Source organism: Granulicella mallensis MP5ACTX8 (assembly GCF_000178955.2).
GTDB classification, from domain to species: Bacteria; Acidobacteriota; Terriglobia; order Terriglobales; family Acidobacteriaceae; genus Granulicella; species Granulicella mallensis.
The window spans coordinates 422,470-448,051 of the sequence record NC_016631.1 but is presented as its reverse complement, the minus strand read 5'-3'; the positions used below and the strand labels follow the sequence as shown (position 1 = coordinate 448,051).

Annotated in this window: 22 protein-coding genes; 8 read left to right on the top strand and 14 right to left on the bottom strand. The window is 59.8% G+C overall.

Translation table 11 applies throughout. The features are described 5' to 3' along the window. Positions 1–37: 37 nt before the first annotated feature. Complete coding sequence (locus ACIX8_RS01895) at positions 38–673, bottom strand: YceH family protein (RefSeq protein WP_014263624.1); 636 nt, start codon at positions 671–673, stop codon at positions 38–40. 429 nt (positions 674–1,102) lie between these two features. Between ACIX8_RS01895 and mnmG the strand changes: the two genes are divergently transcribed. Further along, complete coding sequence (gene mnmG, locus ACIX8_RS01890) at positions 1,103–3,196, top strand: tRNA uridine-5-carboxymethylaminomethyl(34) synthesis enzyme MnmG (protein ID WP_014263623.1); 2,094 nt, start codon at positions 1,103–1,105, stop codon at positions 3,194–3,196. Positions 3,197–3,306: 110 nt separating this feature from the next. Beyond that, positions 3,307–4,308 carry an SPFH domain-containing protein gene (locus ACIX8_RS01885; protein WP_014263622.1) on the top strand — a complete coding sequence of 334 codons (1,002 nt, stop codon included), beginning with the start codon at positions 3,307–3,309 and terminating at the stop codon, positions 4,306–4,308. A 218-nt stretch (positions 4,309–4,526) separates the two neighbouring features. Here the strand turns inward: ACIX8_RS01885 and ACIX8_RS01880 are convergent, their stop codons facing one another. Then, positions 4,527–5,087: a TetR/AcrR family transcriptional regulator gene (locus ACIX8_RS01880; protein ID WP_014263621.1), complete on the bottom strand. Its 561-nt coding sequence runs from the start codon at positions 5,085–5,087 to the stop codon at positions 4,527–4,529. A 200-nt stretch (positions 5,088–5,287) separates the two neighbouring features. Between ACIX8_RS01880 and ACIX8_RS01875 the strand changes: the two genes are divergently transcribed. Further along, entirely contained in the window at positions 5,288–5,833 is a 546-nt protein-coding gene (locus ACIX8_RS01875) for a carboxymuconolactone decarboxylase family protein (protein WP_014263620.1), read from the top strand. A 28-nt stretch (positions 5,834–5,861) separates the two neighbouring features. On the opposite strand, the gene ACIX8_RS01870 is transcribed toward ACIX8_RS01875, so the two are convergent. The 3 genes from ACIX8_RS01870 to ACIX8_RS01860 all read right to left on the bottom strand — a co-directional run bounded on the left by ACIX8_RS01870 (position 5,862) and on the right by ACIX8_RS01860 (position 10,483). Continuing rightward, complete coding sequence (locus tag ACIX8_RS01870) at positions 5,862–6,059, bottom strand: hypothetical protein (protein ID WP_014263619.1); 198 nt, start codon at positions 6,057–6,059, stop codon at positions 5,862–5,864. A 171-nt stretch (positions 6,060–6,230) separates the two neighbouring features. Continuing rightward, positions 6,231–9,125: a hypothetical protein gene (locus ACIX8_RS01865; RefSeq protein WP_014263618.1), complete on the bottom strand. Its 2,895-nt coding sequence runs from the start codon at positions 9,123–9,125 to the stop codon at positions 6,231–6,233. 209 nt (positions 9,126–9,334) lie between these two features. Continuing rightward, positions 9,335–10,483: a response regulator gene (locus tag ACIX8_RS01860; RefSeq protein ID WP_223295447.1), complete on the bottom strand. Its 1,149-nt coding sequence runs from the start codon at positions 10,481–10,483 to the stop codon at positions 9,335–9,337. A 1,652-nt stretch (positions 10,484–12,135) separates the two neighbouring features. Between ACIX8_RS01860 and ACIX8_RS01855 the strand changes: the two genes are divergently transcribed. Then, positions 12,136–12,795, top strand: coding sequence for an OmpH family outer membrane protein (locus ACIX8_RS01855; RefSeq protein ID WP_014263616.1), 660 nt, complete (start codon positions 12,136–12,138; stop codon positions 12,793–12,795). 114 nt (positions 12,796–12,909) lie between these two features. Next, positions 12,910–14,178 carry an isoaspartyl peptidase/L-asparaginase gene (locus ACIX8_RS01850; protein WP_014263615.1) on the top strand — a complete coding sequence of 423 codons (1,269 nt, stop codon included), beginning with the start codon at positions 12,910–12,912 and terminating at the stop codon, positions 14,176–14,178. 346 nt (positions 14,179–14,524) lie between these two features. Here the strand turns inward: ACIX8_RS01850 and lepA are convergent, their stop codons facing one another. Continuing rightward, positions 14,525–16,327: a translation elongation factor 4 gene (gene lepA, locus ACIX8_RS01845; protein WP_014263614.1), complete on the bottom strand. Its 1,803-nt coding sequence runs from the start codon at positions 16,325–16,327 to the stop codon at positions 14,525–14,527. 436 nt (positions 16,328–16,763) lie between these two features. Between lepA and ACIX8_RS01840 the strand changes: the two genes are divergently transcribed. Both ACIX8_RS01840 and ACIX8_RS01835 read left to right on the top strand, forming a co-directional pair. Further along, a complete protein-coding gene (locus ACIX8_RS01840) occupies positions 16,764–18,572 on the top strand; it encodes a lytic transglycosylase domain-containing protein (protein WP_223295446.1) in 1,809 nt (602 codons plus the stop codon). Between the two features lie 250 nt (positions 18,573–18,822). Beyond that, on the top strand, positions 18,823–19,617 hold the full coding sequence (locus tag ACIX8_RS01835) for a hypothetical protein (protein ID WP_014263611.1): 795 nt from the start codon (positions 18,823–18,825) through the stop codon (positions 19,615–19,617). Between the two features lie 203 nt (positions 19,618–19,820). Here the strand turns inward: ACIX8_RS01835 and ACIX8_RS01830 are convergent, their stop codons facing one another. The 8 genes from ACIX8_RS01830 to ACIX8_RS01795 form a co-directional block, all read right to left on the bottom strand. Next, the gene (locus tag ACIX8_RS01830; RefSeq protein ID WP_014263610.1) at positions 19,821–20,378 is read right to left on the bottom strand and encodes a peroxiredoxin; all 558 of its coding nucleotides are present in this window, start codon (positions 20,376–20,378) and stop codon (positions 19,821–19,823) included. A gap of 93 nt (positions 20,379–20,471) precedes the next feature. Continuing rightward, positions 20,472–21,371, bottom strand: a complete 900-nt coding sequence (locus ACIX8_RS01825) for an LpxI family protein (RefSeq protein ID WP_014263609.1) — start codon at positions 21,369–21,371, stop codon at positions 20,472–20,474. Then, positions 21,368–21,643, bottom strand: coding sequence for a helix-turn-helix domain-containing protein (locus tag ACIX8_RS25435; protein ID WP_014263608.1), 276 nt, complete (start codon positions 21,641–21,643; stop codon positions 21,368–21,370). The genes ACIX8_RS01825 and ACIX8_RS25435 overlap by 4 nt, the downstream gene beginning before the upstream one ends. Before the next feature lie 14 nt (positions 21,644–21,657). Next, positions 21,658–21,984 (bottom strand): type II toxin-antitoxin system RelE/ParE family toxin, encoded by a 327-nt coding sequence (locus ACIX8_RS01815; protein ID WP_014263607.1) that lies wholly within the window; start codon positions 21,982–21,984, stop codon positions 21,658–21,660. 29 nt (positions 21,985–22,013) lie between these two features. Next, a complete protein-coding gene (gene lpxA / locus ACIX8_RS01810; protein WP_014263606.1) occupies positions 22,014–22,799 on the bottom strand; it encodes an acyl-ACP--UDP-N-acetylglucosamine O-acyltransferase in 786 nt (261 codons plus the stop codon). Then, complete coding sequence (fabZ, locus tag ACIX8_RS01805; protein WP_014263605.1) at positions 22,796–23,359, bottom strand: 3-hydroxyacyl-ACP dehydratase FabZ; 564 nt, start codon at positions 23,357–23,359, stop codon at positions 22,796–22,798. Before fabZ ends, lpxA begins: the two co-directional genes overlap by 4 nt. A 90-nt stretch (positions 23,360–23,449) precedes the next feature. Next, complete coding sequence (locus tag ACIX8_RS01800) at positions 23,450–24,292, bottom strand: hypothetical protein (RefSeq protein ID WP_014263604.1); 843 nt, start codon at positions 24,290–24,292, stop codon at positions 23,450–23,452. A 4-nt stretch (positions 24,293–24,296) separates the two neighbouring features. Beyond that, complete coding sequence (locus tag ACIX8_RS01795) at positions 24,297–25,106, bottom strand: SDR family NAD(P)-dependent oxidoreductase (RefSeq protein ID WP_014263603.1); 810 nt, start codon at positions 25,104–25,106, stop codon at positions 24,297–24,299. Between the two features lie 70 nt (positions 25,107–25,176). Between ACIX8_RS01795 and ACIX8_RS01790 the strand changes: the two genes are divergently transcribed. Beyond that, entirely contained in the window at positions 25,177–25,578 is a 402-nt protein-coding gene (locus tag ACIX8_RS01790) for a hypothetical protein (RefSeq protein ID WP_014263602.1), read from the top strand. Positions 25,579–25,582 lie beyond the last annotated feature (4 nt).

Sequence of the window (25,582 nt, the reverse complement as noted above, 5' to 3'; positions counted from 1 at the left end):
ACGGTCTTCCGCACAACAGGTCATGACAAAGAAAAGATTATTCCTGGCCAACCGTGCCGGAACCTTCAAGGGCCGTTAGCCGCTCCTCCAGAGAGCGCACCAGCTTCTCCAGTTCTTCCACGCGCTGCGAAAGATTTGCATGGGGAGCCTCGTTCTCGCGCGGCGTGAACACCGTAGCCTCGCTGACGGCTCCCGATAACAGGTGCGCCCACCGCACCTCGCGTGCGCCGGGCTGCCGTTGCAGGCTGACCGTGAGTGGCTCTTCGCGCGTGGCCAGTCGCTCCAGCGTTGCGATCACCGCCGCGTTGTCGTCGAATGAGTACAGCCGCTCCGCCCGGGCGCGCAGCTCCGCCGAGGTCTGCGGCCCGCGCAACAACAGCAGGCAGATTACGGCAAACTCGTCGCGACGCAGGTTCAGGCCGTCGCGCGTGCGGTTCTCAAACTTTGAAACGCGCGTATCCGCCAGAGTTCTGACCAACCCCAGGCCCTCAAGGTCGAACAGGGCCGTGCGTACGTCTGCCTCTCCGAGTTCCATGACCGGATCGCGACTGCTCTTCTGGTTGCAGGCGTTCACCAGCGCGTTCAAAGAGAGCGGATAATACTCCGGCGTGGTGATCTCTTTTTCCATCAACGCGCCCAGCACGCGTGCCTCGACCACATTCAGTTCGACCATGCCTTCATGCTATCGAAGCCCGAGGTCAGGGTGGGTCCGGCGAATTGGAGATGCCGGCTTTTTGTTTTACGTCTCCCCACAGAACCGTCATCCTGAGCGGAGCGTCCCAGTTTTTGGGGACGCGGAGTCGAAGGACCCCGAGGATTGCCCTCTTGCCCAAGCCCTTTGCACCTTTTCAACTTCAAGCGCTCGAGCCCGGACTTTCGTGCTGGAAAAGGTCCCGACATCCTGGGTGAGATCAAGTCCCTCGGGGTCCTTCGACTCCGCACCTCGCAAAAAGCGCGAGGCGCTCCGCTCAGGATGACGCTGCTGTAGAGGAACAAGATATGTGATTCTTCAGACACGGGCTAAAAGCCGGGCCTATCTCAGAGACACCGGCAGTCCCGTAAAATATCAGAGACACCGGCAGTCCCGTAAAATAGAAGTGCTGTGAGTTTCTCGGAACAATTCGACGTTCTCATCGTGGGCGCAGGCCATGCCGGCTGTGAAGCCGCGGTTGCTGCTGCCCGCATGGGTCTGCGCACGGCACTCTTTACCTTGAACCTCGACCTGATCGCGCAGATGTCCTGCAACCCTGCCATCGGCGGTGTCGCCAAGGGCCACCTGGTGCGCGAGGTCGACGCTCTCGGCGGCATCATGGGCGAGGTCGCCGATGCCTGCGGCATCCAGTTCCGCCTGCTCAATACCTCGCGCGGTCCGGCCGTCTGGAGCCCCCGCGCCCAGTGCGACAAGGCCCTCTACCGCGTGAAGATGCGAGAGAAGCTCGAGAGCATTCCGAACCTGTTTATCAAGCAGGCGGAAGTGATTGATCTGGTGATCGAGAGCGAGTCAGCGAGTCAGCAAGTCAGCGAGCCAGCTTTGAAGGGGACGGGCTTGAGCCCGTCCGTTCAGGCCACTCCTGTCGTAGGGGCTTTAGCCCCGGAGGGAAGGCACCGAATTACTGGGGTCAAGCTGCGCGACGGCCGCACCATTGCTGCGCGCTCGGTCATTGTTACCACCGGCACCTTTCTCAACGGCCTTATTCATTGCGGCGAACAGCAGTACACCGCCGGACGCTCCGGCGAGCCCGCCAGCGTGCTTCTTGGTGAATCGCTCAAGAAGCTGGGCCTGCGCGAGACCCGCCTGAAGACCGGCACCCCTCCGCGCCTCGATGGCCGCACCATCGACTGGGGCAAGTTCGAAGAGCAGCCCGGCGATACTGACCCCACTCCCTTCAGCTTCCGCAGCGCGCCGACAGACGGCGAACCCACGTGGACTCCGCCCCTGCGCCAGATCTCCTGCCACATCGCGACGACCACGCCTGAGACGCTGCAGCTCATCCGCGACAACGTGCACCGTTCGCCGATGTTTACCGGGCAGATCGAAGGCATCGGCCCGCGCTACTGCCCGTCAATCGAAGACAAGATCGTCCGCTTCCCCGACAAGACCTCACACCAGTTCTTCCTCGAGCCCGAGGGACTGAACACGCACGAGGTCTACATCAACGGCATGAGCACGTCGCTCCCGATGGAGGTGCAGGCCGCCATGGTGCACAGCATCCCGGGCCTCGAAAATGCCGAGATGCTTCGTCCCGGCTACGCCATCGAGTACGACGCGATCGACCCGACCGAGCTCGATCGCACGCTGCGCGTCAAGAAGTTCGAGGGCCTCTACCTTGCCGGACAGATCAACGGGACCTCCGGCTACGAGGAAGCCGCCTGCCAGGGACTGATGGCCGGCATCAACGCAGCGCTGCACGCCAAGGGCACTGCGGAGACCTTCACGCTTGACCGCACCGAGGCTTACACCGGCATCCTCATCGACGACCTCATCTCCAAGGGCACCGATGAGCCCTACCGCATGTTCACCTCGCGCGCCGAGTTCCGCCTGCACCTGCGCATCGACAACGCCGACGTGCGCCTGACTCCGCACGGCCGCCAGCTCGGTCTCATCGACGACACAGCCTGGGATAACTTCGAGGCCAAGCAGGCCCGCGCCGCGGCCTTTACACGCCTGCTCGAGACCACTCGTCTGACCGATGGCGACCTGCAAGCCCTCGAAGCTCTTAGCTCCTCAGAGCCCTCCGCGGCACAGACCTACACCCGGGGCGACCTCTTCTCCCAGCTCCTGAAGCGTCCGGCCATCACTATTGAGCAGCTCCTTCCCCTGCTGGTCACGCGCATGGGCGCCATCTCCGAGTTTGCGCCCTGGCTCTCCGCTCTCACTGCGGCGAACTATCCGCAGACGCTTCCTGCCTGGGTTCGCAATGAGATGAAGACGGTCGAGACCGGCATCAAGTTCGCCGGCTACCTTGCACAGCAGCAGCGCTCGATGGAGCGTCTGCGCAAAGATGAGGCACGCGCCATCCCCGACTGGTTCGACTACCGGGCCTGCTCCGGCCTCTCCCGCGAGATGGTCGAAAAGCTCAGCCGCGTCCGTCCCTCCACGCTGGGACAGGCCAGCCGCATGTCCGGCGTTACCCCGGCGGCGGTCACGCTCATCCAGTGCCTGCTCGAAATAGAGCTCCGCGGCCGCACTGCCTGAACGTTCGCCCGTTACCTTTCAGTAACACTTCAAGTAGTCCTTGAGCGGGGTGTTAACTTTCCTGGTTCCTCCAGGGAGTATGCTTGGGCTCGTACCGAAAGGGTTCTTTCATGCCGCTGTTTGTGATCTTCGTCGCCATCATTCTGTTCTTCTTGCTGGTCACCCTTCTCAAGACTCTCTATACCGTCCGTACCGCGACCGCCGGCGTTGTCGAACGCTTCGGTAAGTTCAACCGCATCACGAGGCCGGGACTACACTTCCTTATCCCGTTCGGCGAGCGCGTCTACTTCGTCGACCTGCAGGTCAAGCAGGCTCAGTTCTCGGTTGAGACCAAGACTCGCGACAACGTCTTCGTACAGATCCCCGTCAGCGTGCAGTACGTCGTGCTCGACGACAAGATCTACGACGCGTTCTACAAGCTCAGCATGCCGCAGAAGCAGATCGAGAGCTTCGTCTTCAACTCGATCCTCGGCCACGTGCCCAAGCTCACGCTCGACGAGACCTTTGAGCAGCAGTCCGGCATCTCCGTCGCCGTCAAGGTCGAGCTCGACGCCATCATGTCCGGCTTCGGCTTCAACATCCTCACCGCGCTGGTCACCGACATCATCCCCGACGTCAAGGTGAAGGCTGCGATGAACGACATCAACGCTGCGCAGCGCGCGCAGGTCGCGGCCCAGGCTCGCGGCGAAGCTGAAAAGATCCTCAAGGTGAAACAGGCCGAGGCCGAAGCCCAGTCGAAGGCGCTCCAGGGCCAGGGCATCGCCGCCGAACGCCAGGCCATCATCGATGGTCTCTCGGCTTCCATCGAACACTTCCAGCAGGGCGTTCCGGGCGCTTCCGCTGAAGACGTCATGGCGCTGGTTTTGCTCACGCAGTACTTCGATACGCTGCGCGATATCGGCACCCGTGGCGGGACCAACACGCTCTTCCTGCCCAATAGCCCAGGCGCAGCCAGCGAGTTCCAGACTCAAATCCTGGCAGGTCTGCGTGGAGGCCACACACCCGCACCCGGCATCGATGCGGCGCGCGCTGTTCTTCCGCCACGTCCTACCAATCCACCAGCCCCACCGGTAGGGACTCCCGGAACGCCTGATCCTTATACCGGGCAGTAGTTCTCTCTACCCCACCGCTGTTTTGCCTCGCCTCTGTTTTGAAGGGGCGGGGTTTCAGCCCCGCCGGTAGAGCTAGCTCCATGCAGTGGCTTTAGCCGCAGAGGGGCCAGCGCTAACACTTACCCATGATCTGCTACCCCCATCATTCCCTCCGCGGCTGAAGCCGCTTTTGTGGGAAGATCTTGGCGGCGGGGCTGAAGCCCCGCCCTTTCAAAACATTAGGCTTCCGTCAAAAGATCAGGCAAGAGCTTGAGCGTCCGTTGAAATGGTGCGTTGTCGCCAAGGGCTCGTGCGACGACCAGTGAGCCTTCAATCCTCACGATGGCCTCTTCTGCGCGGAGACGAGCCAGGCTGAGAGACATACCGCTCTCCCGCGCGATCTCTGTAAAGGCCTTCAGCCATGCCTGCGTCACGTTGCGCAGCATCGTCTTAAGATCTTCGCCGCCGCCTGCAATGGACAACATATTGATGGCGCATGGCTTGGAGCCATCGCAATAGAAATCGCGCAGTTGTTCCGCAACCGCCATGACACGCTTTCGAGGTGGGCCTTCAGCCTTGAGGGCGGTAAAGAGATGCTCCTCGAACCCCTGGACTACTCGGGCAGCCACCGCCATCACAATCTCTTCTTTCCCGCCGGGATACCGGTAATAGAGGCTGGCCTTTTCCAATCCGGTCGCTTCGGACAACCGGCTCAGGCTCACGCCCTCGTATCCATAGGTACGGAATAAGTCCAAAGCCCGGCCCAGGAACTCTTCGTCGCTGATTGTTCGATGTGCCATAGCCCTTCCCCCAGTCTCTTAATGTATTCCGATCGTTCGGTTCACATCTTTGAAACCTGTCATGGATTTGATGGCACTCGCCACGAATCGGTTCTAATCCGCCCCCAAAAGAAAATTGAAAAGTCTTGCAACTATACCGATCGTTCGGTATCTAAAGAGATGAAACATAGACCCGCCCACAGGGCTTCAGGAGAAACATCATGTCACGTCTCAATACAGTCGACCCGAACAACGCAACCGGAAAAGCGAAAGATCTGCTCGATGCCGTCAAGAGCAAGTTGGGAATCGTCCCCAATATGACCAAGGTGATGGCAAACTCGCCTGCGGTGCTGGAGAGCTACCTTGGATTCAGCGGAGCGCTCAGCCATGGCTTGCTCGATGCGCAGACACGTGAGCAGATTGCCCTGGCTGTCTCACAGGACAATCGGTGCGACTACTGCCTCTCCGCCCATACGGCGATTGGAAAGATGGTGGGACTGACCCCGCATCAGGCCTTCGAAAGCCGCAAGGGCAACGGAACTACGCCACGCATCACGGCGGCACTCGTCTTCGCCAAGCGCGTCGGTGAGACTCATGGCCAGATCAGCGAAAGCGATCTGACGGCAGTGCGCGATGCCGGTTTCAATGACGGCGAGATCGCGGAGATCATCGCGCACGTGGCGCTGAATGTCTTTACCAACTACTTCAATATCGCTACCGAAGTGGACATCGATTTTCCGAAGGTCTCCTCCAGCGAAGTCGCCTAAGGTTTGTGAAGGGTAGAGGCAGGGGCGGCTACTTCGCCTCCCCCGCCTTTTCTTTCGCAATCTGTTCGGAATGCTTGTGCGCTTCCATCGAGTGCTCGTGGGCGATCCTGGACTGCTCATGGGCGGCGAGGTGATCGTTCTGATTGTGCGAAGCTGCTGCGGCCTCGTGTGCGTGAGCGGCCTGCATATGGCGTTCGGCAGCGGCTGAGTGTTGGGTGGTTGGCATGGAAAGTCTCCTTGCCTGCTTGGATGCTGTTCTATCAAGACGCGGTTTCGCCACTGCGGAGGAAGCAGATTCCCTCCGGAAATGACAACCAGAAAAGCAACAGCGCTTCATCCTGGGCATCTCTGCCACGAATGAAGCGCTGTTGCTGTTTCCTGCACTATGATTAGCCGATCACTCCGAGCAACCGCAGTCTTCCGCCTCGAAATCGAGATCGACGTTGACCTTTCTGACGCGTATCTTCGTGATCTTTTCCTTCGATACGTCGATGCACTTCAGCAGCTCCGTCCCGATGGCATTGCAGGCACCGGACTGACCTCCGCCACCCGTCGTCACCTTCAGGTTCGGATCGATCACGTAGGACATGCCGCCAACCAGAATCCCTCCCGCATAGCCATACAGATGGATCGTCTGATCGCTCGCCGAGTTGACGTCGGCAGGCGTGAAGTCCGCCCCCGGCACCAGCCGGATGATCATGTCCTGGCTCTCACCAGGCTGCAGACGGAACGATGCTCCACCGGCATTGAGGAACTCAATCTTCCAGCCTCTATCGACAAGGAATGCAGGAAGCTGCGGCCGCACCTCTACGACGGATGAGACCAGCATCGGATTCTTCAGGTTGAACGTCAGGCTGTTGAACTGCTTCGTCAGGCCCGACGTGCCGCTTCCGGTGATCGGGAAGACATTCCGCTGTCCAACGTTGTTGTCGTTCGGAACCAGCCTCCACTCCGGAATCGAATCGCCGGCGTTGATGTTGTCGACGTTGCTTGAGTCGCCCGTCGCCGAGACCACCATGAACAGGCACTCGTGGCCCACATTCGTCGGAATCCATTCGAACGGCCCGACGGTGATTTCGCCGGAGCTGTTGGGAGGGACGTTCGCAGCCGAAAGCTGCGACGTGATCATCGGAACCCAGTCGTTCGGATACGAGAGCCCTGCCGCCGGATTGGCGTGATACGCCTTCACCGTCACGTTGGTTGCCGTCTGGCTCCCGCGATTCTTCAGTGTCACGTACGCATAGTTCGGCTGGTTGGTTACAGGTGTCTGGAAGGCCGTGCCACCATCCGGCGCAAGCCGATTCCAGATGCTCTGGTTACTCCAGAAGTTCGGCTGGTACGTATATTCCCCGCCGCGGCCATCGTCGACATAGACATCCACCGCCGGTGGCGACCCGACATTGTTGTTCGGAGTCGCAGTGCCTGAGGGTTGATACAGGCCCTGCTTCTCGAACGCCCAGCGGATCACCTTGCTGTAGGCGCCTCCGGTCAGATTTTCGCTCACCCAGTCGCCGGCGTCTGCCGTTGTCAGGGCTGTTACCCAGGCTGCGGCATCCGCCGCGTTGGTCGCCGGGGTCAACGTGGCGATCGCACGCAGAATCAGGTACGTCACCACGCGCGCAGCGAACTGCTGGGTCGGGAGATCGGTGGAGTCTCCGCCGATCGACCGGTAGATCCGGAAATGGCTGGTGGAGAGGATCTGTTCATTGTTGTATCCGCCATCATCGAGGAACATATCGAAAGGGTTGAGGGCAATCTGCCCTTCCCAACCCCAACCCGCCGCCGGTGTCCTGTCATGCCTGCGATTCACCGAGGCATACACCCACGGGAAGGTTTCGAAGCGATCCGTGGCCTTCGTTCCGGGATCGTTCAAGATCGCCGCGATACTGTCACCTGCGCTGTGGGAGAAGCCGAAGTTCGGCGAATTGACGTGGTTCCACAATGTGCCGTGTCCGGAGAGCTCATGGAGCACCACACGGTAGTCGCACGCGATCCCGATCGGGTCCGTCGTATTACTGGTATCGGCCAAAGCAAACGTCGTCCGCAGAATTCCCTCGCCGCTCGTATTGCCCATGCAGTGCGCGTTCACCTCAACTCCATTGGCTGTGCCGATGGAGCCGCGATGGTCGACCGGCGTGGGAAACGTCGTATGCCCAAAGTAGCCGGACTGCGTGAAGCCCATGCCGTCGAGAAGCCGAAAGAACTTGTCGCAGTGGTAGTACGCGTTCACCGCGGCAAAGTTGTCGGAACGCGCGTCGAAGTTGAAGGCGGTTGCACCGGATTCAGTGGGCGGCGCGACCGTCGGCGCCTCCACATCTTCCAAAATGACATTATTGCCGGTCAGCGACTGCGTCCCACCCGAGGGCGCAATCAGACCAGGCAGCGTATCGGAGACGCGCACCGCGTTCAGCGCCGCGCTGCCCGCCGTCGGCAGAGGACCACCGTTGGTCGTGATCGGGTCGTCTTCGAATACCAGACCGTTCACGCAGTCCACCAGAGCGCGCAGGTACAGCACGGAAAGCGTCTGCACATCGACGATCGCCACCCAGTGCAGCGCACCAATCGGGCTCACTGGAAGTTCGAAGTCGATCTTCACGCATACGTAGTGATCGCCCTCCGTGATCTTGTCCGAAACCTCCGGCAATGGCAGCGTTGGAAGGGTTGAAACGAACTCGTTCGCCTTGCCTGCTGCCGCCTGCTCCCGGGGCGGAGCATTCGCAACCACTCGGTTCGCGCTCTCGTACTGGTAGATCACCAGCGTCTTCTTCTCGATACGCAGCGCCTTGGTGTCGGGCACAAACGAGGCCGCTGGAGAGTTGTCCAGCCCCAGCAGTTGAGCCAGCTCTTCTTCGGTAATCGCTTCGGCACGCTTCACTGCGTCCGCCGTGGGTTTCGTCACCTCAAGATTCGGATGCAGCGTGGACTGCGATGTCAGTACGCGAAACGGATTCACCCGCATCTGCACCGAGATGCCCGCCTGCCATACCGGCAACCCCAGATCGGTCTGGTAAAAAGCTACCGTCGTACTGTCGAACTGGTTCTTCTGCTGCAGAAACCGATACTCGACCGGCGCATCCTCAATCGTTGGAGAGGGCTCCAGACTCAGATTGGCAAGTTGAGCGGTGCTGACACCAAACAGTCCGGCATACTGCCCCAGATAGTTGGCTGCGGCCAATTGTGGCGTTGCGGCTGCAACGGCGACGGGAGCATGGGTGTGAATAAGCTGCCGTACGATCTTTTGATTGTCCAGGTCGAGATACACGTTACGCGCGCTGTTGAATTCCTGAATCATGACGAAACTCCTTCGAGGGTTCGGACTTCATGAGTCCGGCTCGTATGGAAGGTAGTGATCCAGAGGCCGTCATCGTTGCAGATATTCGCCGAAATATTTTGCAGCACGCTGAAGCAGGAAACAGCAAACAGGAAACAGCAACAACAAAGGCCGCCGATCACTCGGCGGCCTCTATCTTTAACTGTTTCCTGTTTGCTACTTCCTGTTTCCTAGTAGTTGTAGTTAACTTCCTCGCCCTCTTCGACGCTGTATCTCCGCAGAAGATTCGGCAGGTTCTGAGAGAATGCTGCGCGAGGCATGACCGCATCGCAGCCAGCCTCTACAGCCTTGGCCTTGAGGTCGCCCTGCAGATGCGAGAGGAATCCCACGATCGATACCGAGCGCTTCAGCTTGGTCTTGAGCTTAGGAATCAGCGTGAGCGGCTTGGCGTTCGCGTTGTTCAGGTCGAAGACGATCAGAGCAGGCTTGTTCTCATCGCCGCCGCTGGTCAGTGCCGCAATCGCCTCTTTATCGTTCTTGAGGAATGCAACCTTGACTCCCTGCTTGCGTGCCGTCTCCTGAATCTTCGCGATGAAGAAGAGCTCTTCGATGAAGAAATAGATGTGCGTCTGTGCATCCTCGGGGATCGGGATCGGACGCGGCATCGAGTGGTCGATGGGCTGCGAATCACCCTGATGGCGATGGCCTCCACGCCGGCCGTTGGAGTGCATCTGAATCGTCGAGGGTGGGCCGTCTGCAAAGTTGCCATTCACTTCGCGGTAGCTGTGGTCCATCGGACCAACAAAGCCGCGCTCTTTGCGCTGCTGCTGACCGCCGCCACTCTTGCCCTTGCGTTTGAAACCACCACCATTGCCGAAGTTGTCCGGACGATAGCCGTTGCTCTGGCCGGTGCTGGCGGGGGCCTCTGCGCGAAAGTCGTTGCCGGGGTTTTCGCTGCGGCCTGGACGGCGTTCGCGATCGCGGAACTTCTTCTTCCAGCGCTTGGCGCCGGGTCCCTGGCCCTGCGGCTGGCCAGCGCCCTGGCTTTGACCGCCCTGGCTGTTCTGGTTTTGCTTGCGCGGCTGCTGGGGTTGTTGTTGCGGCGCAACGGCGGCGGCGAGGGCAAGGCTCTCGCCTTCCATCACGATGGGAACGACCGGCACCGGCGAACCTTCGCCGTCGGCCGCGACCACGCCATCAACACCTGCAACTTTAATCTTCCGCTTGCGGCGGCGGCGGCGGCTGCTCTTGCTCAGTCCCATGCCGGGAGGGGCAGACGCTCCATTGTTACCGTTTTCGCTGCTGTCGTTGCTGCCGAAGTCGTTGCCGAAATCGCCACCGTCGAAGTCGTCCGCCGCCTGATGCGACGGAACGTCCATTACATTCTGCTCTGACATGGTGCTGTTGGTTCCCCTTGCAATTGGGTGCTTGAGATGAACTCTTCGGAGACAAAGCCCATGCACGATTCCGCGTATCCGGCATCCCGAAGAGGGAGCGGACGACAGACAGCCCGTGGGTAGTTCCTAGGAGACGGTCTCAAACGTTGACTCAAATTAAGGCCTGAACATCGTTGCCGATCGGTGGTTTCCAGCGTCGGAATGCCTCAGACACTGCTCTCACCCGGCCCATTCGCCAGCCTTGGCGAACGGTTTTGTGCATTGCATCGCTGCTTCTCTGCCCTGTCTCAATTCAGGGCTGTGCGGCATCGAGAGGAGTCCGGCCAAATCCTGCCTGGACTCAAAATCCCTTACCTATTGTCCTTACCTGTCCCTATACCGTCTTTTGTATCCGGCTCAATCCAGCAAGCGCACAGCTCATTCCGGTTGATTTGCCAGAAGGCCAACCCGCATAACCCGAGGTGTAAAACCTCCGGCGTTTCGCTTCATCCTCCGGCGTAAACCGGCAACCCTCCGGATAAAGCCCCATCCGCGTGCCAAACATAGCGATACTACGCCCGGAAGTTGAGATGCGCAAGCCTGTTCTGCCAATCATGCCTATCTTTTTGAGGAAAGTGCACTCCAGAAAGGTCTTAGGCCGGTTTAGATCGAAACCAAGATCGCAATGTACTCGAACTTTTTGTATGCCTCTCCACAGAATTGTCATCCTGAGCGGAGCGTCCCAGCTTTTGGGACGCGGAGTCGAAGGACCCCGAGGGTTGCTATCTTGCCTATATTCTTCGTCCCTTTTCAACCTCAAGCGCCCGAGCCTGAACGTTCGTGCAGGAAAAGATCCCGACCTCCTGGGTGAGATCAAGTCCTTCGGGGTCCTTCGACTCCGCACCTCGCAAAAAAACGCGAGGCGCTCCGCTCAGGATGACGTCCCTGTGGGGGGCAAAAATATGTGATTCGTTGTTGTGCGAGCATTTGCAGCTTTATAAAGCCCTCGGGCCGCCTCCAGACGCAAAGCGCTGTGCAGGCATTTGGAGTTCTTAAAGCCCTCGGGCCACCTCCCCTCCCCGGAAGATGGCCCTCAGCTTCTAACGGCCAGTCACTGGCCTCCCTAAAATGGCTCCGCCTGAAGCAGAACCGGTTCGGAGGGTGGCGCATCTCTAATAATCACTAGGTGCGACTTCATGCCCTGATCCCGAACATTCAGCTTTACACTTCGCATCGGCAGGTAAACCTCCCGCGCCGAAGTGTATGCTTCGAACACTGAGAGATAAAGCAATCTTCGTGCCAAACCCGAATACCCTTCATTTCAAGGGAATTCGAGAATGCCGGGAATGATTTCTATCCAAAATCCGGAGATAGCCCTACACATGCTCCGTTTTTCGGAAGAATTGCCTAAAAAAAGCGCGTCAACCTGGGTCTTTTCGGACGTTGACCATGCCAGAGGCCTCTCCTATAATCAGAGACGCTGAACTGGAACATTTGGACGGCAGCCAACGGCACTCTGCGCCCGCAACTCTCTCCTTTCAACAGTCAGAGATATTGAACCGAACTGCCGATTCCCGATCCAACGCTTTAGCCATCGATCTCTCGACGAATAAGCCAACCAATCTCTCCATCCTGTAAGGAGTCTCAAACACCGCATGAACCGCACCCTTGTTTTCGCTACCGCGCTGGCTGCAGGCCTGGCCACCACCAACCTCTTTGCGCAGGCTCCTGCTGCGCCCGCCGCCGCACCTGCTGCTGCCGCTGTTGCTCCCCAGGCTATTCCTGCCAAGGTTGCCATCATCGCCTTTGAGCAGGTCGTCGTCGCTACCAATGAAGGTCAGCGCGCCGTCGCTGAAGTTCAGAAGAAGTACGAGCCGAAGAAGAGCCAGATCGAGACCCAGGGTGCCGAAGTCGACTCCCTCAAGAAGCAGCTCCAGGCCCTGCCGGCAAGCGCTTCCGATGAGCAGCGCGCTTCGCTGATCAAGAGCATCGACGTCAAGGACAAGGCCCTTCAGCGTGATGCCGAAGATGCTCAGAACTCCTACCAGAGCGACCTGCAAGAGGCCTTTGGCAAGGTAGAGCAGAAGGTTGGTCAGACCGCGGTGAAGTATGCGCAGGATAACGGCTTTACGCTGCTGCTGAACCGCTCCGGCAACCCCCAGGTTCCAGATCCCATCCTGTGGTTCGCACAGACCACCGATATCTCGCAGGCTGTCGTCAACGCCTACAACACGAGCTCGGGTGTAGCCGCTCCTGCTCCGTCGGCTCCTTCGGCGGTTCACCACACGACACCATCCGCCGCACCGAAGAAGTAGTTCGGCAGCAGCAAATAAGTAGCAAACAAGAACGGGGGCCTTCGGGCCTCCGTTCCTGTTTGTGCGCAGTGATACCCTTCTTCCTACATTCGAGTGATTTGGAGTCCTCCCCCTTTGACTACACGACGTGATTTTCTTTCTCTTGGCGCTCTGAGCGCTGCTGGATTCTGTGCCTCTGAACGCGAAAGCCATGCCACCCCGGCGGAACAGGTCAAGCAACTCAAGCCACCGGCAAAGCCGGTCATCATCACCCGTGTGACGGGAGACCAGACGATTCAGCAGGCGTATCAGATGCTGCTCGACGGCACCGATACGCTGGATGCCGCGCACCACATCTGCCTGGGCCGGGAGAACGATCCGACCGACCACAGCGTCGGTCTCGGAGGCCTGCCGAACGAAGATGGGATTGTGGAGCTGGACTCCTGCTGCATGCACGGGCCTTCACGCCGCGCCGGTTCCGTGGGCGGCGTTCGCAATATCAGGAACGTCTGCCTGCTGGCGCGCAAGGTCTACGAGCACACCTCGCACGTCATGATGGTGGCCGAGGGCGCGGAGAAATTCGGCATCGACCTCGGGTTTGCCAAAGAGAATCTGCTGACCGAGGATGCCCGCAAGATCTGGATGCTCTGGAAGGAGAACCACTCTACGATGGATTGGTGGGGAGTCCCCATGGCCGATCCCGCATGGAAAGATCCCTACGAGGGCCGCCCTGCTCCGAAGCCGACGATGGACCTGCATGGACTCTCGCAACTGCGCCCCGGCCCCGTGCCGCGCCATCCTACGCCGGAGTGGCAGGCCACGATCCAGGCCCGCATGCGGCAGCTGACCGAGATGGCTGCCGACCTCAACATCGAGCCGGACAAACGCCTCTTCGCCGCCGAACAGATTCTGTGGCCGACGACCGGGACCATTCACGTCTCCACGATCAATACGAAGGGCGAGATGTCCGGCGCGACAACCACCTCGGGGCTGGCCTGGAAGCTGGCGGGAAGACTCGGCGACTCGCCCATCCTTGGCGCGGGAAGTTATACGGATCAGGACGTCGGCTCAGCCGGCGCTACCGGAACGGGCGAAGAGAACATCAAGGTTGCAGGAGCGCACACCATCGTCGAGCTCATGCGGCAGGGATGGAGCCCCAAAGAAGCGGGTCTGGAGACTCTGCGACGCATCGTACGCAATTACAACGGCGACATGAGTAAGGTTCGCTATCTCGATATGGAGTACTACATCCTGCGCAAGGATGGCGCCTATGCCGGGGTGTCGCTCTGGAGCACGGGAGCGACCGGAAAGCCACGAGCCTTCGCTGTGCATGATGGCAGCTATCGTGTCGAGCCTTGTGCGGCACTGCTACAGGGTTCGATTACGGAGTGGCCGCCGTTTTAGAACGGAGCTATAGAGCACCAGACACGGCTCCCTCCCAAGGATCGTCATCCTGAGCGTAGCGCCTCGCGCTTTTGCGAGGTGCGGAGTCGCAGGACCCCGAAGTATTTGTCTTACCCATGCGATTCGAACCGTTTCCACCCAAGAGGCTGAGGCCACAAAGGTAAGGGAGTTCGAGGTTAAAAAGGGACGGGGCGCATGGGAAGGCGAAAGGCCTCGGGGTCCTTCGACTGCGTAGCTCGCAAAGTACGCGAGCTACTTCGCTCAGGATGACGGTGCCTGGGGTGATTCACAAAAACAGGAGACTTCACCCGTTCCTGAATCATGCCAATCGCTAACGTGGCTCTTACTACTCTTCGCCGACCTTCAGCACAGCCAGGAAGGCCTCCTGCGGGATATCGACCTTGCCGATGCGCTTCATGCGCTTCTTGCCTTCCTTCTGTTTCTCAAGCAGCTTGCGCTTACGGCTGATGTCGCCGCCGTAGCACTTGGCGATCACGTTCTTGCGGATGGCGGTCACTGTCTCGCGCGCGATGACCTTCGCACCGATCGCAGCCTGGATCGCCACCTCGAACATCTGGCGCGGAATCAACTCGCGCATCTTCGAGACCAGCGCCTTGCCACGCTCGTACGCTGAATCGCGGTGCACGATAATGCTCAGCGCATCGACCGGGTCGCCGCCGATGAGGATGTCCATCTTCACCATGGGCGAGATCCACGAACCTGCCAGATGATAGTCGAGCGAAGCGTAACCGCGGCTGACGGACTTGAGGCGGTCGTAGAAGTCGAGAACGATCTCATTCAGCGGGAGCTCGTAGGTCAGCATCACGCGCGTCTCCGAGACGTACTCGAAGTTCTGCTGGCGTCCACGCTTGTCTTCGACCAGCTTCAGGATGCCGCCGACATACTCTTCGTTGGTCAGAATCTTCGCCGTGATGACGGGCTCTTCGATCTGCTCGATCTCCGTGCTGTCGGGCCAGCGCGAGGGGTTGTCCACATCGAGCACGCTGCCGTCGGTCAGGGTGATCTTGTAGCGCACGCCCGGCGCGGTGGTGATGAGGTCGAGGTTGTACTCGCGCTCCAGGCGCTCCTGAATGATCTCCAGGTGCAGCAGGCCGAGGAAGCCGCAGCGGAAGCCAAAGCCCAAAGCAGCGGAAGACTCCGGCTCGAAGTTGAAGCTGGCGTCGTTGAGACGAAGCTTCTCGAGCGCATCGCGCAGCAGCGCGTGCTCGTGCGAGTCGACGGTGTAGAGGCCCGCGAAGACCATGCTCTTGATGTCTTCAAAGCCCGGCAGAGCCTCGGCACAGGGCCTGTCGACGTGCGTGATGGTGTCGCCGACCTTGGTGTCGGCAACGTTCTTGATGGTCGCGACGAAGAAGCCGACTTCTCCGGCGCTGAGCTCTTCGAGCACCACCGGCTTGGGCGTCATGACGCCCATGGAGTCAACCTCAAACTGGCGGCCGTTGGACATGATCTTGATCTTGTCGCCCTTGCGCAAGCGGCCGTTGATGATGCGGGCCAGCACGATCACGCCACGATAGGCGTCAAACCAGGAATCAAAGATCAGCGCCTGCAGCGGGGCCTCGGCATCGCCCTGCGGCGGCGGCAACAGCGTAACGACGGCTTCGAGGATGTCCTCCACGTGGAGGCCGGTCTTGGCGCTGACGGCGACGGCATCGCTGGCAGGAAGCCCGACGGACTTCTCGATCATCGCCTTGGTGCGCTCGATGTCGGCGCTGGGGAGATCGATCTTGTTGATGACCGGAATGATCTCCAGGCCACCAGCGATGGCGAGATAGGCATTGGCGAGCGTCTGCGCTTCGACGCCCTGCGATGCGTCGACGACCAGCAGCGCGCCCTCGCAGCTGGCGAGCGAGCGAGAGACTTCATAGCTGAAGTCGACGTGGCCGGGGGTGTCGATGAGGTTGAGCTGATAGGTCTCGCCGTCCTGCGCCTTGTACATCATGCGCACGGTGTGGGCCTTGATCGTGATGCCACGCTCGCGCTCGAGGTCCATGGCGTCGAGTACCTGCGCCTGCATCTCGCGCGAGGTCAGCGAGCCGGTAAGCTCCAGCAGGCGGTCGGAGAGTGTCGATTTGCCGTGGTCGATGTGCGCGATGATCGCGAAGTTGCGGATGTACTTGGGGTCCATGCTGTCCAGAGAGGCAAAAAGCCTTGAACCTCTAGGCTAACATCGCCGGAGATAGGTGCGGGAACAGTATAGATACCAAGCGCTTCCTATCCGTTCAACCCGTCATCCTGAGCGAAGTAGCTCGCGCGTTTTGCGAGCTACGCAGTCGAAGGACCCCGAAGGACTTGATCTCACCCATGATCTCGGGACCTTTTCCAGCACGAAGATCCAGGCTCGAACGTTCGGGGCAGAAAAGGGGCGAAGGGCATGGGCAGGATTGCAACCCTCGGGGTCCTTCGACTGCGCGTCCCCAAAAGCTGGGACGCTCTGCTCAGGATGACGATTTTGGGAAGGGAAGATCCTTGTGCGTTCTCTGTTGCCTATTCCAGTGACTACCTGCATAGACAGGCACACGCTTACACATCGCCCACGTCCAACCCGTACAATGAATAGGTTGATGGCGACCGAGCGACACACCTCCTTTCTGCGGCGACGGACCCTCGCTCTGGCCTGCGCGCCCGTGCTGTTTGCGCTTGCCCATTCGTTGGCGGCACAGACTCCAGCCGCACAGCCGACTGCGCAGCAGCAGGCCCAGGCTCAACAGCTCGCGGCCTCGCAACAGCATGCGCAGAAGGTGCAGGACATCATCGACCGCGCGGAGAAGAGCTACAAGTCCGGCGTGGACAACTACAACAACAACCGCCTCGACGCCGCGCGCCAGGACTTCGACTTCGCCGTCGACACCATGCTCTCCAGCGGCATGGACCTCAAAACCGATCCGCAGCTCTCCGACGAGTTCGATCAGTTGCTCTCGAAGATCAACTCCCTGGAGATTCTTGCGCTCAAGCAGGGCAACGGATTTTCGCCCACGCTCGACGCCGCTCCCATCGACGCAGCAACGGATGTCACCTTCCCGCCAGCTGACCCCGCACTCCTCGGCCGGGTGACCAATGAGCTCAAGACGACGACCTCCGATCTTCCGCTCGTGCTCAATGACTACGTTGCGGGCTGGATCAGCATCTTCAGCAATCAACCGAAGTATCACGGCTATCTGAAGCGCTCATTGGAACGCGCGGGCAAGTACAAGGAGATGATCTCCAAGATCCTGCGCGACAACGGCGTTCCCCAGGATCTTATCTACCAGGCCATCACCGAATCCGGATTCCAGCCACAGGCTCTCAACCGCAGTTCCGGCGCCGGCGGCATGTGGCAGTTCATGCCCTTCGGCAGCGGCACCTACGGCCTGGTGCGCAACGGCTACTTCGACGAGCGCTTCGATCCTGAAAAGTCCACCATCGCTTACGCGAAGTACATGAAGTACTTGTACGCGCAGTTCGGCGACTGGTACCTGGCGATGGCCGCCTACGACTGGGGCCCAGGACGAGTGCAACACCTCGTGAGCCGTACAGGCTATGCCGATTACTGGGAGCTCTATCGCCGTGGCGGCCTGCCTGCGGAGACCAAGGCGTACATTCCCGGCCTCATCGCCTCCATCATCATGGCCAGGAACCCCGCGCAATACGGACTCACCGACCTGATGCCCGATGCGCCCGTGCTCTTCGACACGGTGACCACGAGCTATGCGATCGACCTGAGGCTCGTCGCCGACCTTACCGGCTCGACGGTGCCGGAGATCGTCGCGCTGAATCCTGCGCTGCTGCGTCTCACCACCCCGCGCGATATTCCCTATGATCTACACCTGCCGCAGGGAACCCGCGACGCCTACCTCGATCGCCTCAAGGAGATTCCCGAAGACAATCGTGCGAGCTGGCGCTTCCATGTCGTGAAGGAAGGCGAGACACTCGACCAGATCGCGCTCTCGCTGCACGCGCGGGCCGCCGAGATTGCTACAGCCAACGACATCACCCCAGGCAAGCCGATTGAAGACGGTGACGAACTGGTTATCCCCATCTCTGCCTACAGCTCTTCGGCTGGACAGCAGCACTACACCGTACGTCGCGGCGACACTCTGGTTACCGTTGCCGATCGTTTCGGCGTAACGGTCGAGCAGCTCCGCACCTGGAACCGCCTCTCGTCGAACAGCGTCACGCCGGGCCGTTCGATCAATGTCGCAGAACCTGTGCGTCTGGCCCCAGGCTATTCCAGCCGCTCACGGCGCGGCCGCAACTCAACCCGTGCAACCCGCGGCGGCAGATCTTATGCTTCTACGCCCGCTCACGGAACGAGCTCGCGTTCTCACTCTCGAAGCTCCTCGGCTGCTGCTACGAGTTCCAGAACGAGCGCAAAGAAGAGGCATGCACGCTGATCCGCGACCTGTTTTTTGAACGCGGTGCGAGTGAATTGGAATGGCCACTTTGAAAAAAAATCACCTGCACCAAAAAAGGTGCTTGCTATTTCCCTACGCCGGGCGTAATCCTGTTGCTACGATTCGCGCGAAGGGAGTGGCAAGTTTAGCCTTCTCTCCGTTCGAGATAAAGCAGGACGAGCAGTTCGAAATTTAGAGTCAAGCGGCAGAGGCGATGCACAACACACGCCATCAGCCAGGGAGAAAGACGATGTTGCCGGAAGAGGAAACGATCAAACTTTACGCCGCCGCCTACGACGAAGACGAAGACGAGAGCACACGCGACTTCGACGATCTCGATGATGAGGACGACGAGGAAGAAGAAGAGGAACTCACCGCCTCCGTCGAAGTCGTCTTCGACGAACCGAACACGCACGCCGAAGAGGCCGAACTCTTCGCCCTGCCCTCTACGCCCGTCGCCCCCTACGAGCCGCCGACACATCTTTCGTTTGAACCGACACCGGCAGTTGCCGAACCCGAACCCGTGGTGAGGACGCCGAAGAAGGCTCCGGCCAAAAAGACGGTGGCGAAGAAAGCCATCAAGAAAGCCCCGGCCAAGAAAGCTGTTGCAAAGAAGGCTCCCGCGAAGAAGGCCGTTGCAAAGAAAGCTCCCGCCAAAAAGGCAGCCCCCGCAAAGAAGGCTCCGGCCAAGAAAGTGGCTGCGAAAAAAGTTCCCGCAAAGAAAACCGCGGGCAAAAAGATTACAAGTTCTGCCGCGAAGTCATCACGTGCTCTGCGCGGCGGTAAGGCTGCCTTGAAAAAGGCAGTTGGCAACAAGAGCACAATCACCAAAAAATCAACTATGAGAGGTAAGACCTTGGCAACTGTAAAGAAAGCTGTAAAGAAAGCTGCAAAGAAAGCCGTCAAGAAGGCCCCCGCAAAGAAGGCCGTCAAGAAGGCTGTTGTAAAGAAGGCTGTGAAGGCTCCCGCGAAGAAGGCCGTCAAGAAGGCTGTGAAGGCTCCCGCGAAGAAAGCCGCAGCAAAGAAGACGGCTGTCAAGAAGTAAGCCGTCCCCAACCGCAGTACAGGCAAGCAAAAGCGCCCGGCAACCTCTCACGAGGCCCGGGCGTTTTTGCGTCTGTTGCTTAGAGCATTTTCACTGTTACGGGGAACCCCAAAACGGGCGTGCTGTGGCGTTTTCATTGGGGAAAACGCCCATGGCGGTCGAAGCCTCGCACGACACCTACAGTGAAATGCTCTAGGTGGAGCTTACTTGCTGGCCTGGATCGCCGCGAGAACTTCGTCGCTGTGTCCCTGGATGTCCTTCACTTCCCACTCCTTCACGATCTTGCCGCTGGGGGAGATGAGGAACGTATCGCGCATCGCGATCGACATGGGGCCGTCCTTGGTCTGGAAGGTCTTCACAGGTACGCCATAGGCATCGACCACTTTGTGCGCGGGGTCGGCCAGCATCTTGAAGGTGAACGAGTCCTTCGTGCACCACACCCGGTGGCTGTCGACCGTGTCGAGCGAGACGCCCAGCACGACGGCATGCAGCGCCTCGTACTTCGGCAGATCGCGCTGGAAGTTATGCGCTTCCAATGAGCAGCCGCTGGTCTGATCCTTCGGATAGAAGTACAGCACAACCCACTTGCCCTTGTAGTCCGCCAGCGAAACCGGCGAGGCATCCTGGGAAGGCAGGGTGAAGGAAGGGGCGGACGTACCAACCGCCACGGTGTCTTTTGCAAATGCGGTGGCCGTACCGAATGCCATCAGCGAGGCGAGCCCCATGGCAAGTCCCGTCACGATTCTTTTGGAACGAAGCATAATCAATCTCCTGAAGGGCGCGCCTCTTCACTCCGGATGCGCTGCCACCTTCAGTTTACTCGCCGGTCCCGAGGCCTCGCCTACCTATCAATGTCATTCCTTTGTCATGGCGGACGTCTGCCCCGGACCTGAAGCACCGATGATCGCGATGCCTGCTGCGTCCGCTGCCGCCACCATGGCTTCGCGGTCGAAGAGCAGGGTCCGCCCCGCCTCAATGCACAGGCAGGTTGCCCCCGCCGCCTGCATGGCCTGGATGGTCGGCAACCCCACGACCGGGACATCGAAGCGCATATCCTGCTTCGGCTTGGCGACCTTTACGACCGTCAGGCGGCGGTCCAGCGTACTAGCCTCGTCTTCGAGCGTCCGGAAGAGCTCACCGGCACGTGCAATGGTCGCGTCCGTGCCCTCCATGGCCTCTACAGCGACGCAGGCCCCTGCGGCGATCACTACGGTCTGTCCCAGGTCAAAACCCGCGATACCGCGCGCTACGCGCAAGCCGTAGTCGATGTCGCCACGCTCGGTAGCGTCGGGCGCACGTGAGGTAAGGACTCCCTCAACCGCGAGCATGGGCTCCAGGAACGCCGTCGACGACATCAGTGTGATGCCCTCATCCTCCAGCACCTTCGCCACTGCGCCGAGCAGCATGTCCGTGTTGCGTGTCCGCAGGTTCAGCAGCAGCTTTGCCAGCCGCCAGTCGGGGCGGATGCTCGAGAAGATCTGCTTGTGCTTTACCTGCCCGGCCATCACGGCACGCGCCACGCCCGCGCGCTGAAACATCTCGATCAGCTTCGACAGTTCACCCAGCGAAAGCCAGTGCACGCGCACGAACTCAGGCTCGCGCGCCGCGCGTTCGTTGATCTCGAGGTCGGTCTCTTCCTTGATAGCCGCGACAACGACGCGCAGGCCATGCGCGCGCGCGGCGTCGAGCAGCAGAAACGGGAAGCGTCCGTTGCCGGCGATGAGACCGAGGGTTTGATCCTGTGCGGTGCTCATGCAGCTTTGAGTTCGAAGTCCACGCGACGGCCAAGGGCTGTTGCCATGTTTACCAGAGCATCAATCGAAAATTTGCCAATCTTGCCCCTCAATAAATCGTTGATACGTGGCTGGGAGACGCCGCAGCGCTTCGCCGCTACCGCCTGCGTCCAACCATTTTCACGGATGATCGCTCGAAGCTGCAGCATGAGTTCAGATCGTCCCTGGAGGTTCGCTGCCTCCTGAGGAGAGAAGCCCAACGCATCCCACACGGATTCGAACTCTTCGATCACAAGAGGCTCTTCAACTACCTTCGCTCTCGCATTAGCTGCTCGAGTCGTGCGCGCGCTAACGCGAGATCTCTTTGGCTTGTCTGCTGTGTCTTTTTTTGAAAGGCGTGCAGCACGTACACCGCCTCGGCCAACTTCGCGAGGTAGATCACTCGATACGTTCCTGATTCGACCCATACTCGTATCTCCTCTACGCCTCTACCGATGGCAGGCATCGGTTTGGAGTCGCTGGGCTGCTGCCCTCTTTGCACCGCCAGCAGTTCAAAGCCCGCCTCATGCTGAACTTCAGCGGGAAACGACTGAATTGACTTGCGGGAATCTTCAAGCCATATCAGCGGCTTCATTTAAATATATCCATTTCGATATAAATATTCTACTTGATGACACCGCGCTCGCTCGATGCCACAAACTCCGCCAGATACTTCACGTGCTCACCGCCCGCACCTTGCGCGAGCATGTCGTTGATGCTTTCGAGAGCCTGGGTTGTATTGAGCTTGCCGCTGGTGAGCAGACGCATCGCCGTGGAGAGCTCGCGAAGCTGTTCCGGCGTAAACCCGCGCCGCTGCAAGCCTACCTTGTTCAGTCCATAGGCATGATTATTGCGCTCAATCGACGTCAGCGAGTACGGCAGAACATCCTGCGTGATCGTCGTTCCTCCGCCGATATACGCGTACTTGCCGATGCGGCAGAACTGATGCACCGGTGCCATCGCGCTCAAGGTAACGTAGTCTTCGACCGTGACATGCCCCGCCAGGGTTGCGCCATTGGGCAGGATGCAACCATTGCCGATCGACGAATCGTGCCCGATATGCACGTAGGCCATGATCAGGCAGCCTGAGCCGATACGAGTCACGCCGCCGCCGCCGTTCGTACCGCGCGAGATCGTCACGTACTCGCGAATCGTGTTGCCGTCGCCAATCTCCACGCGCGTCGGCTCACCCGCATACTTGAGGTCCTGCGGTGCAACACCTACGCAGGCAAAGGAGAAGATGCGATTACCCTTGCCCAGCGTCGTGTGGCCGTCCAGCACGACGTGCGAGACAAGCTCACAGTCCTCCCCCAGCACGACGTTTGGCCCCACCGTGCAGTACGGTCCCACATGACAGCTCGCCGGGATAACGGCGCCTTCGGCAACGATCGCACTGGGATGAATGCTCAAGCGCTCGTTTCCTCGGACTTCTCCGCAGCCTTCGGCTTGCGCATACGCGGCACGAGCTGACAGGTAATCGTCGCGTCCGCGACAACTTTGCCATCGACGGTGCACACCCCCTGCATCTTCACCGCACGCGAGCGCCAGTTCAGCACCTTGACCTCGATGCGAAGCTGATCGCCCGGCAGTACGGGGCGGCGAAAGTGCGCCTCTTCGATGCCGGTGAACACCATCAGCTTGTCTCCGCGGTCGGGAATCTCGGTCAACAGCAGCGTGCCGCCGGCCTGCGCCATCGCTTCGATGGTCAACACACCGGGCATGATGGGATAGTCGGGAAAGTGGCCGACAAAGTGCGGCTCGTTCACCGTCACGTTCTTGATCGCAACGACGCGGGTTCTGCGCTCTATCTCGATCACGCGATCGATCAACAGAAACGGATAACGGTGCGGCAGGAGGGACATGATTTCGACGATGTCCATGGACGTCTTTTCGGCTGCTGCGGGTACTGCGGTCTCGACCGTAGTCGACGTAGGGGAATCATTCATAGCGTCGCTCAGAATATCATTCATTCCTATGCCTTCACCTCTCGGAAGCTGCCATTTCAAGGCATTTTGCGTGGAGGTGACGCTGGCCCCCCTAACGGCAAAGCGATTTAGCGGTTATTTCGCCTTCTTCTCCAGCGGCCTGTCCGGATCGAACAAGTCCGCCGAAAGCTTGCTGTTGTAGACCACCTTGGTCAGAAAGCGCTGTGTCACCATGTCGCCGTTGTGCAGGCGCGTGATGATCAACGGCGTCATAATGCCCTGCACCGGCTGGTAGCCGTCGTACTGCTCCTCATCGACGTCGTGGTCCCTGTAGGTCGCGTTGCGCCACTCGAAGGTGCGGCTCAGTGGCAGGTGCGTGGATTCGTCCAGGTCTATCGTCACCGCATCGTTGCTGGCTGTCAGCACGCTCACCTTGTCAGCGAGCCGCCGACCGACCATGCTCGTGCCTTCATACGTGACCAATACGTCAGGCTGATGAAGCCAGTCCTTCACGACCACATCGAGCTTGTGCCTGCGCCGCCGCTGGAAGTCTTCGACATCGTCCTTCGGCAGCTCTTTCTTGCCGCGAAAAGTGATCTCGTACCCGTTGTCCAGCGTCCATACCTCGGCGATATCGCGCTTGGAGGTCGGGATGAAGACACCCATCTTCGACACGATCACCACGCGATCTCCAAACGGCTGCGCGCGTGTGTACTCTTCGAACTCCGAGACATACGGGTTCGCCTGGCCCTTGTAGAACGTCGCGCCCTTGCCATAGGTGATCCAGTCCACGCGATTGAGCCAGGCTTCGCCTCCCAGCGCGGTGACCATCTGGTCGAGCAACTTGCGGCCTCGGTTCTCTCCCTGCGTCTCGGGCACGGGCTGTGCGCTGGGAATCGCCGAAGCCTGGGCATAGGCCTGCATGGGCAGGCTTCCGAGCATCAGCAGAGCGATTGCGATCCATCCAGGATTTTTCATAGGGCTAACCTACCAATACGGCACCACCGTTGACATTGAACACCTCTCCCGACACGAACCCGGCCCACGGCGTACACAGAAACAGGATCGGCCCGGCAATCTCCTCCGGTTCCGCCGCGCGGCCGAGCGGAATGAACCCCAATGCTTTCTGGGATGCAATCGGGTCGCTCAGGGTTCCCGCCGACATCTCCGTCCGCACCCAGCCGGGAGCCACGCAGTTGCACAAGATTCCCTGCGGCGCGAGTTCGCTCGAAAGGCTCTTGGTCAGCGAGAGCAGCGCGCCCTTGCTGGCGGCGTAGTCCGCATGAAAGGCCTCGCCGCGCTGCGCCGCTGTGCTCGCGACCAGAACGATGTGCCCTCTCGCAGAAGTGGGCGCGGCCTCCTGCTTCAGCATTTGGGCCACGCCCGCCTGCACCAATCCGAAGACGCTGTCGAGGTTTATCCCCAGCGTCCCTCGCCACTGCGCCAGGCTCATCGTCGCAATCGGCTGATCGTGCGGAGGCCAGATGCCGTGGTTCACGATGAGGCAATCCAGCCGCCCGAACAGGACGCTGGCGGCAGCAATCAACGCCTGGCCATCCTCGACGGTTGCAAGCTCCTGCCGCACGGCACGGCATACGGTTTCGCCGCCGCACTCGGCCACCAACTCGGCGGCCTGCTTCTCAGCCGAACGATAGCTGAACACCACCCGCGCTCCGGCCTGCCGCAGCAGCCGCACCGTCGCCGCTCCAATACCGCGCGACCCACCTGTTACCAACGCGACTTTCCCGTCAAGAGAAAGCGCGACACCTTTGATTTCCTGTGAGAAACTCATCTGGCAGTTGTAGCAGGACAAGCCTGCGTCTTCAAAAAGCGTCAGAACTTCAATTCACAGGAGCTCGCCGATGAAGTACATCGTTCTCGTCTCACGCCTTCTGCTCGGCCTCGTCTTTGTCGTCTTCGGCGCCAACAGCGTTCTGCATTTCATGGGTGGTTCCTCCATGCCTCCGGGGGATGCCGGGATCTGGACAGGCCTGATGATGGCTCACCACTACATGAATTTTGTGGGAGTCCTCATGATCGTCGGAGGCCTGCTACTGCTGGTCGGTCGCTTTGTCCCGCTGGGCCTGACGATCCTGGCGCCCATTCTCGTCAACATCCTGCTCTTCCACTTTCTCTTTATGCGACAGGGCGTCTCCATAGCCCTGGTCTGCACGTTCCTGGAACTCATCCTGCTCGTCGCGTACCACCGCAGCTTCCACTCGCTGTTTGCACCGAATCCTGAGATCGACACAAACAAGCTGTAACGGT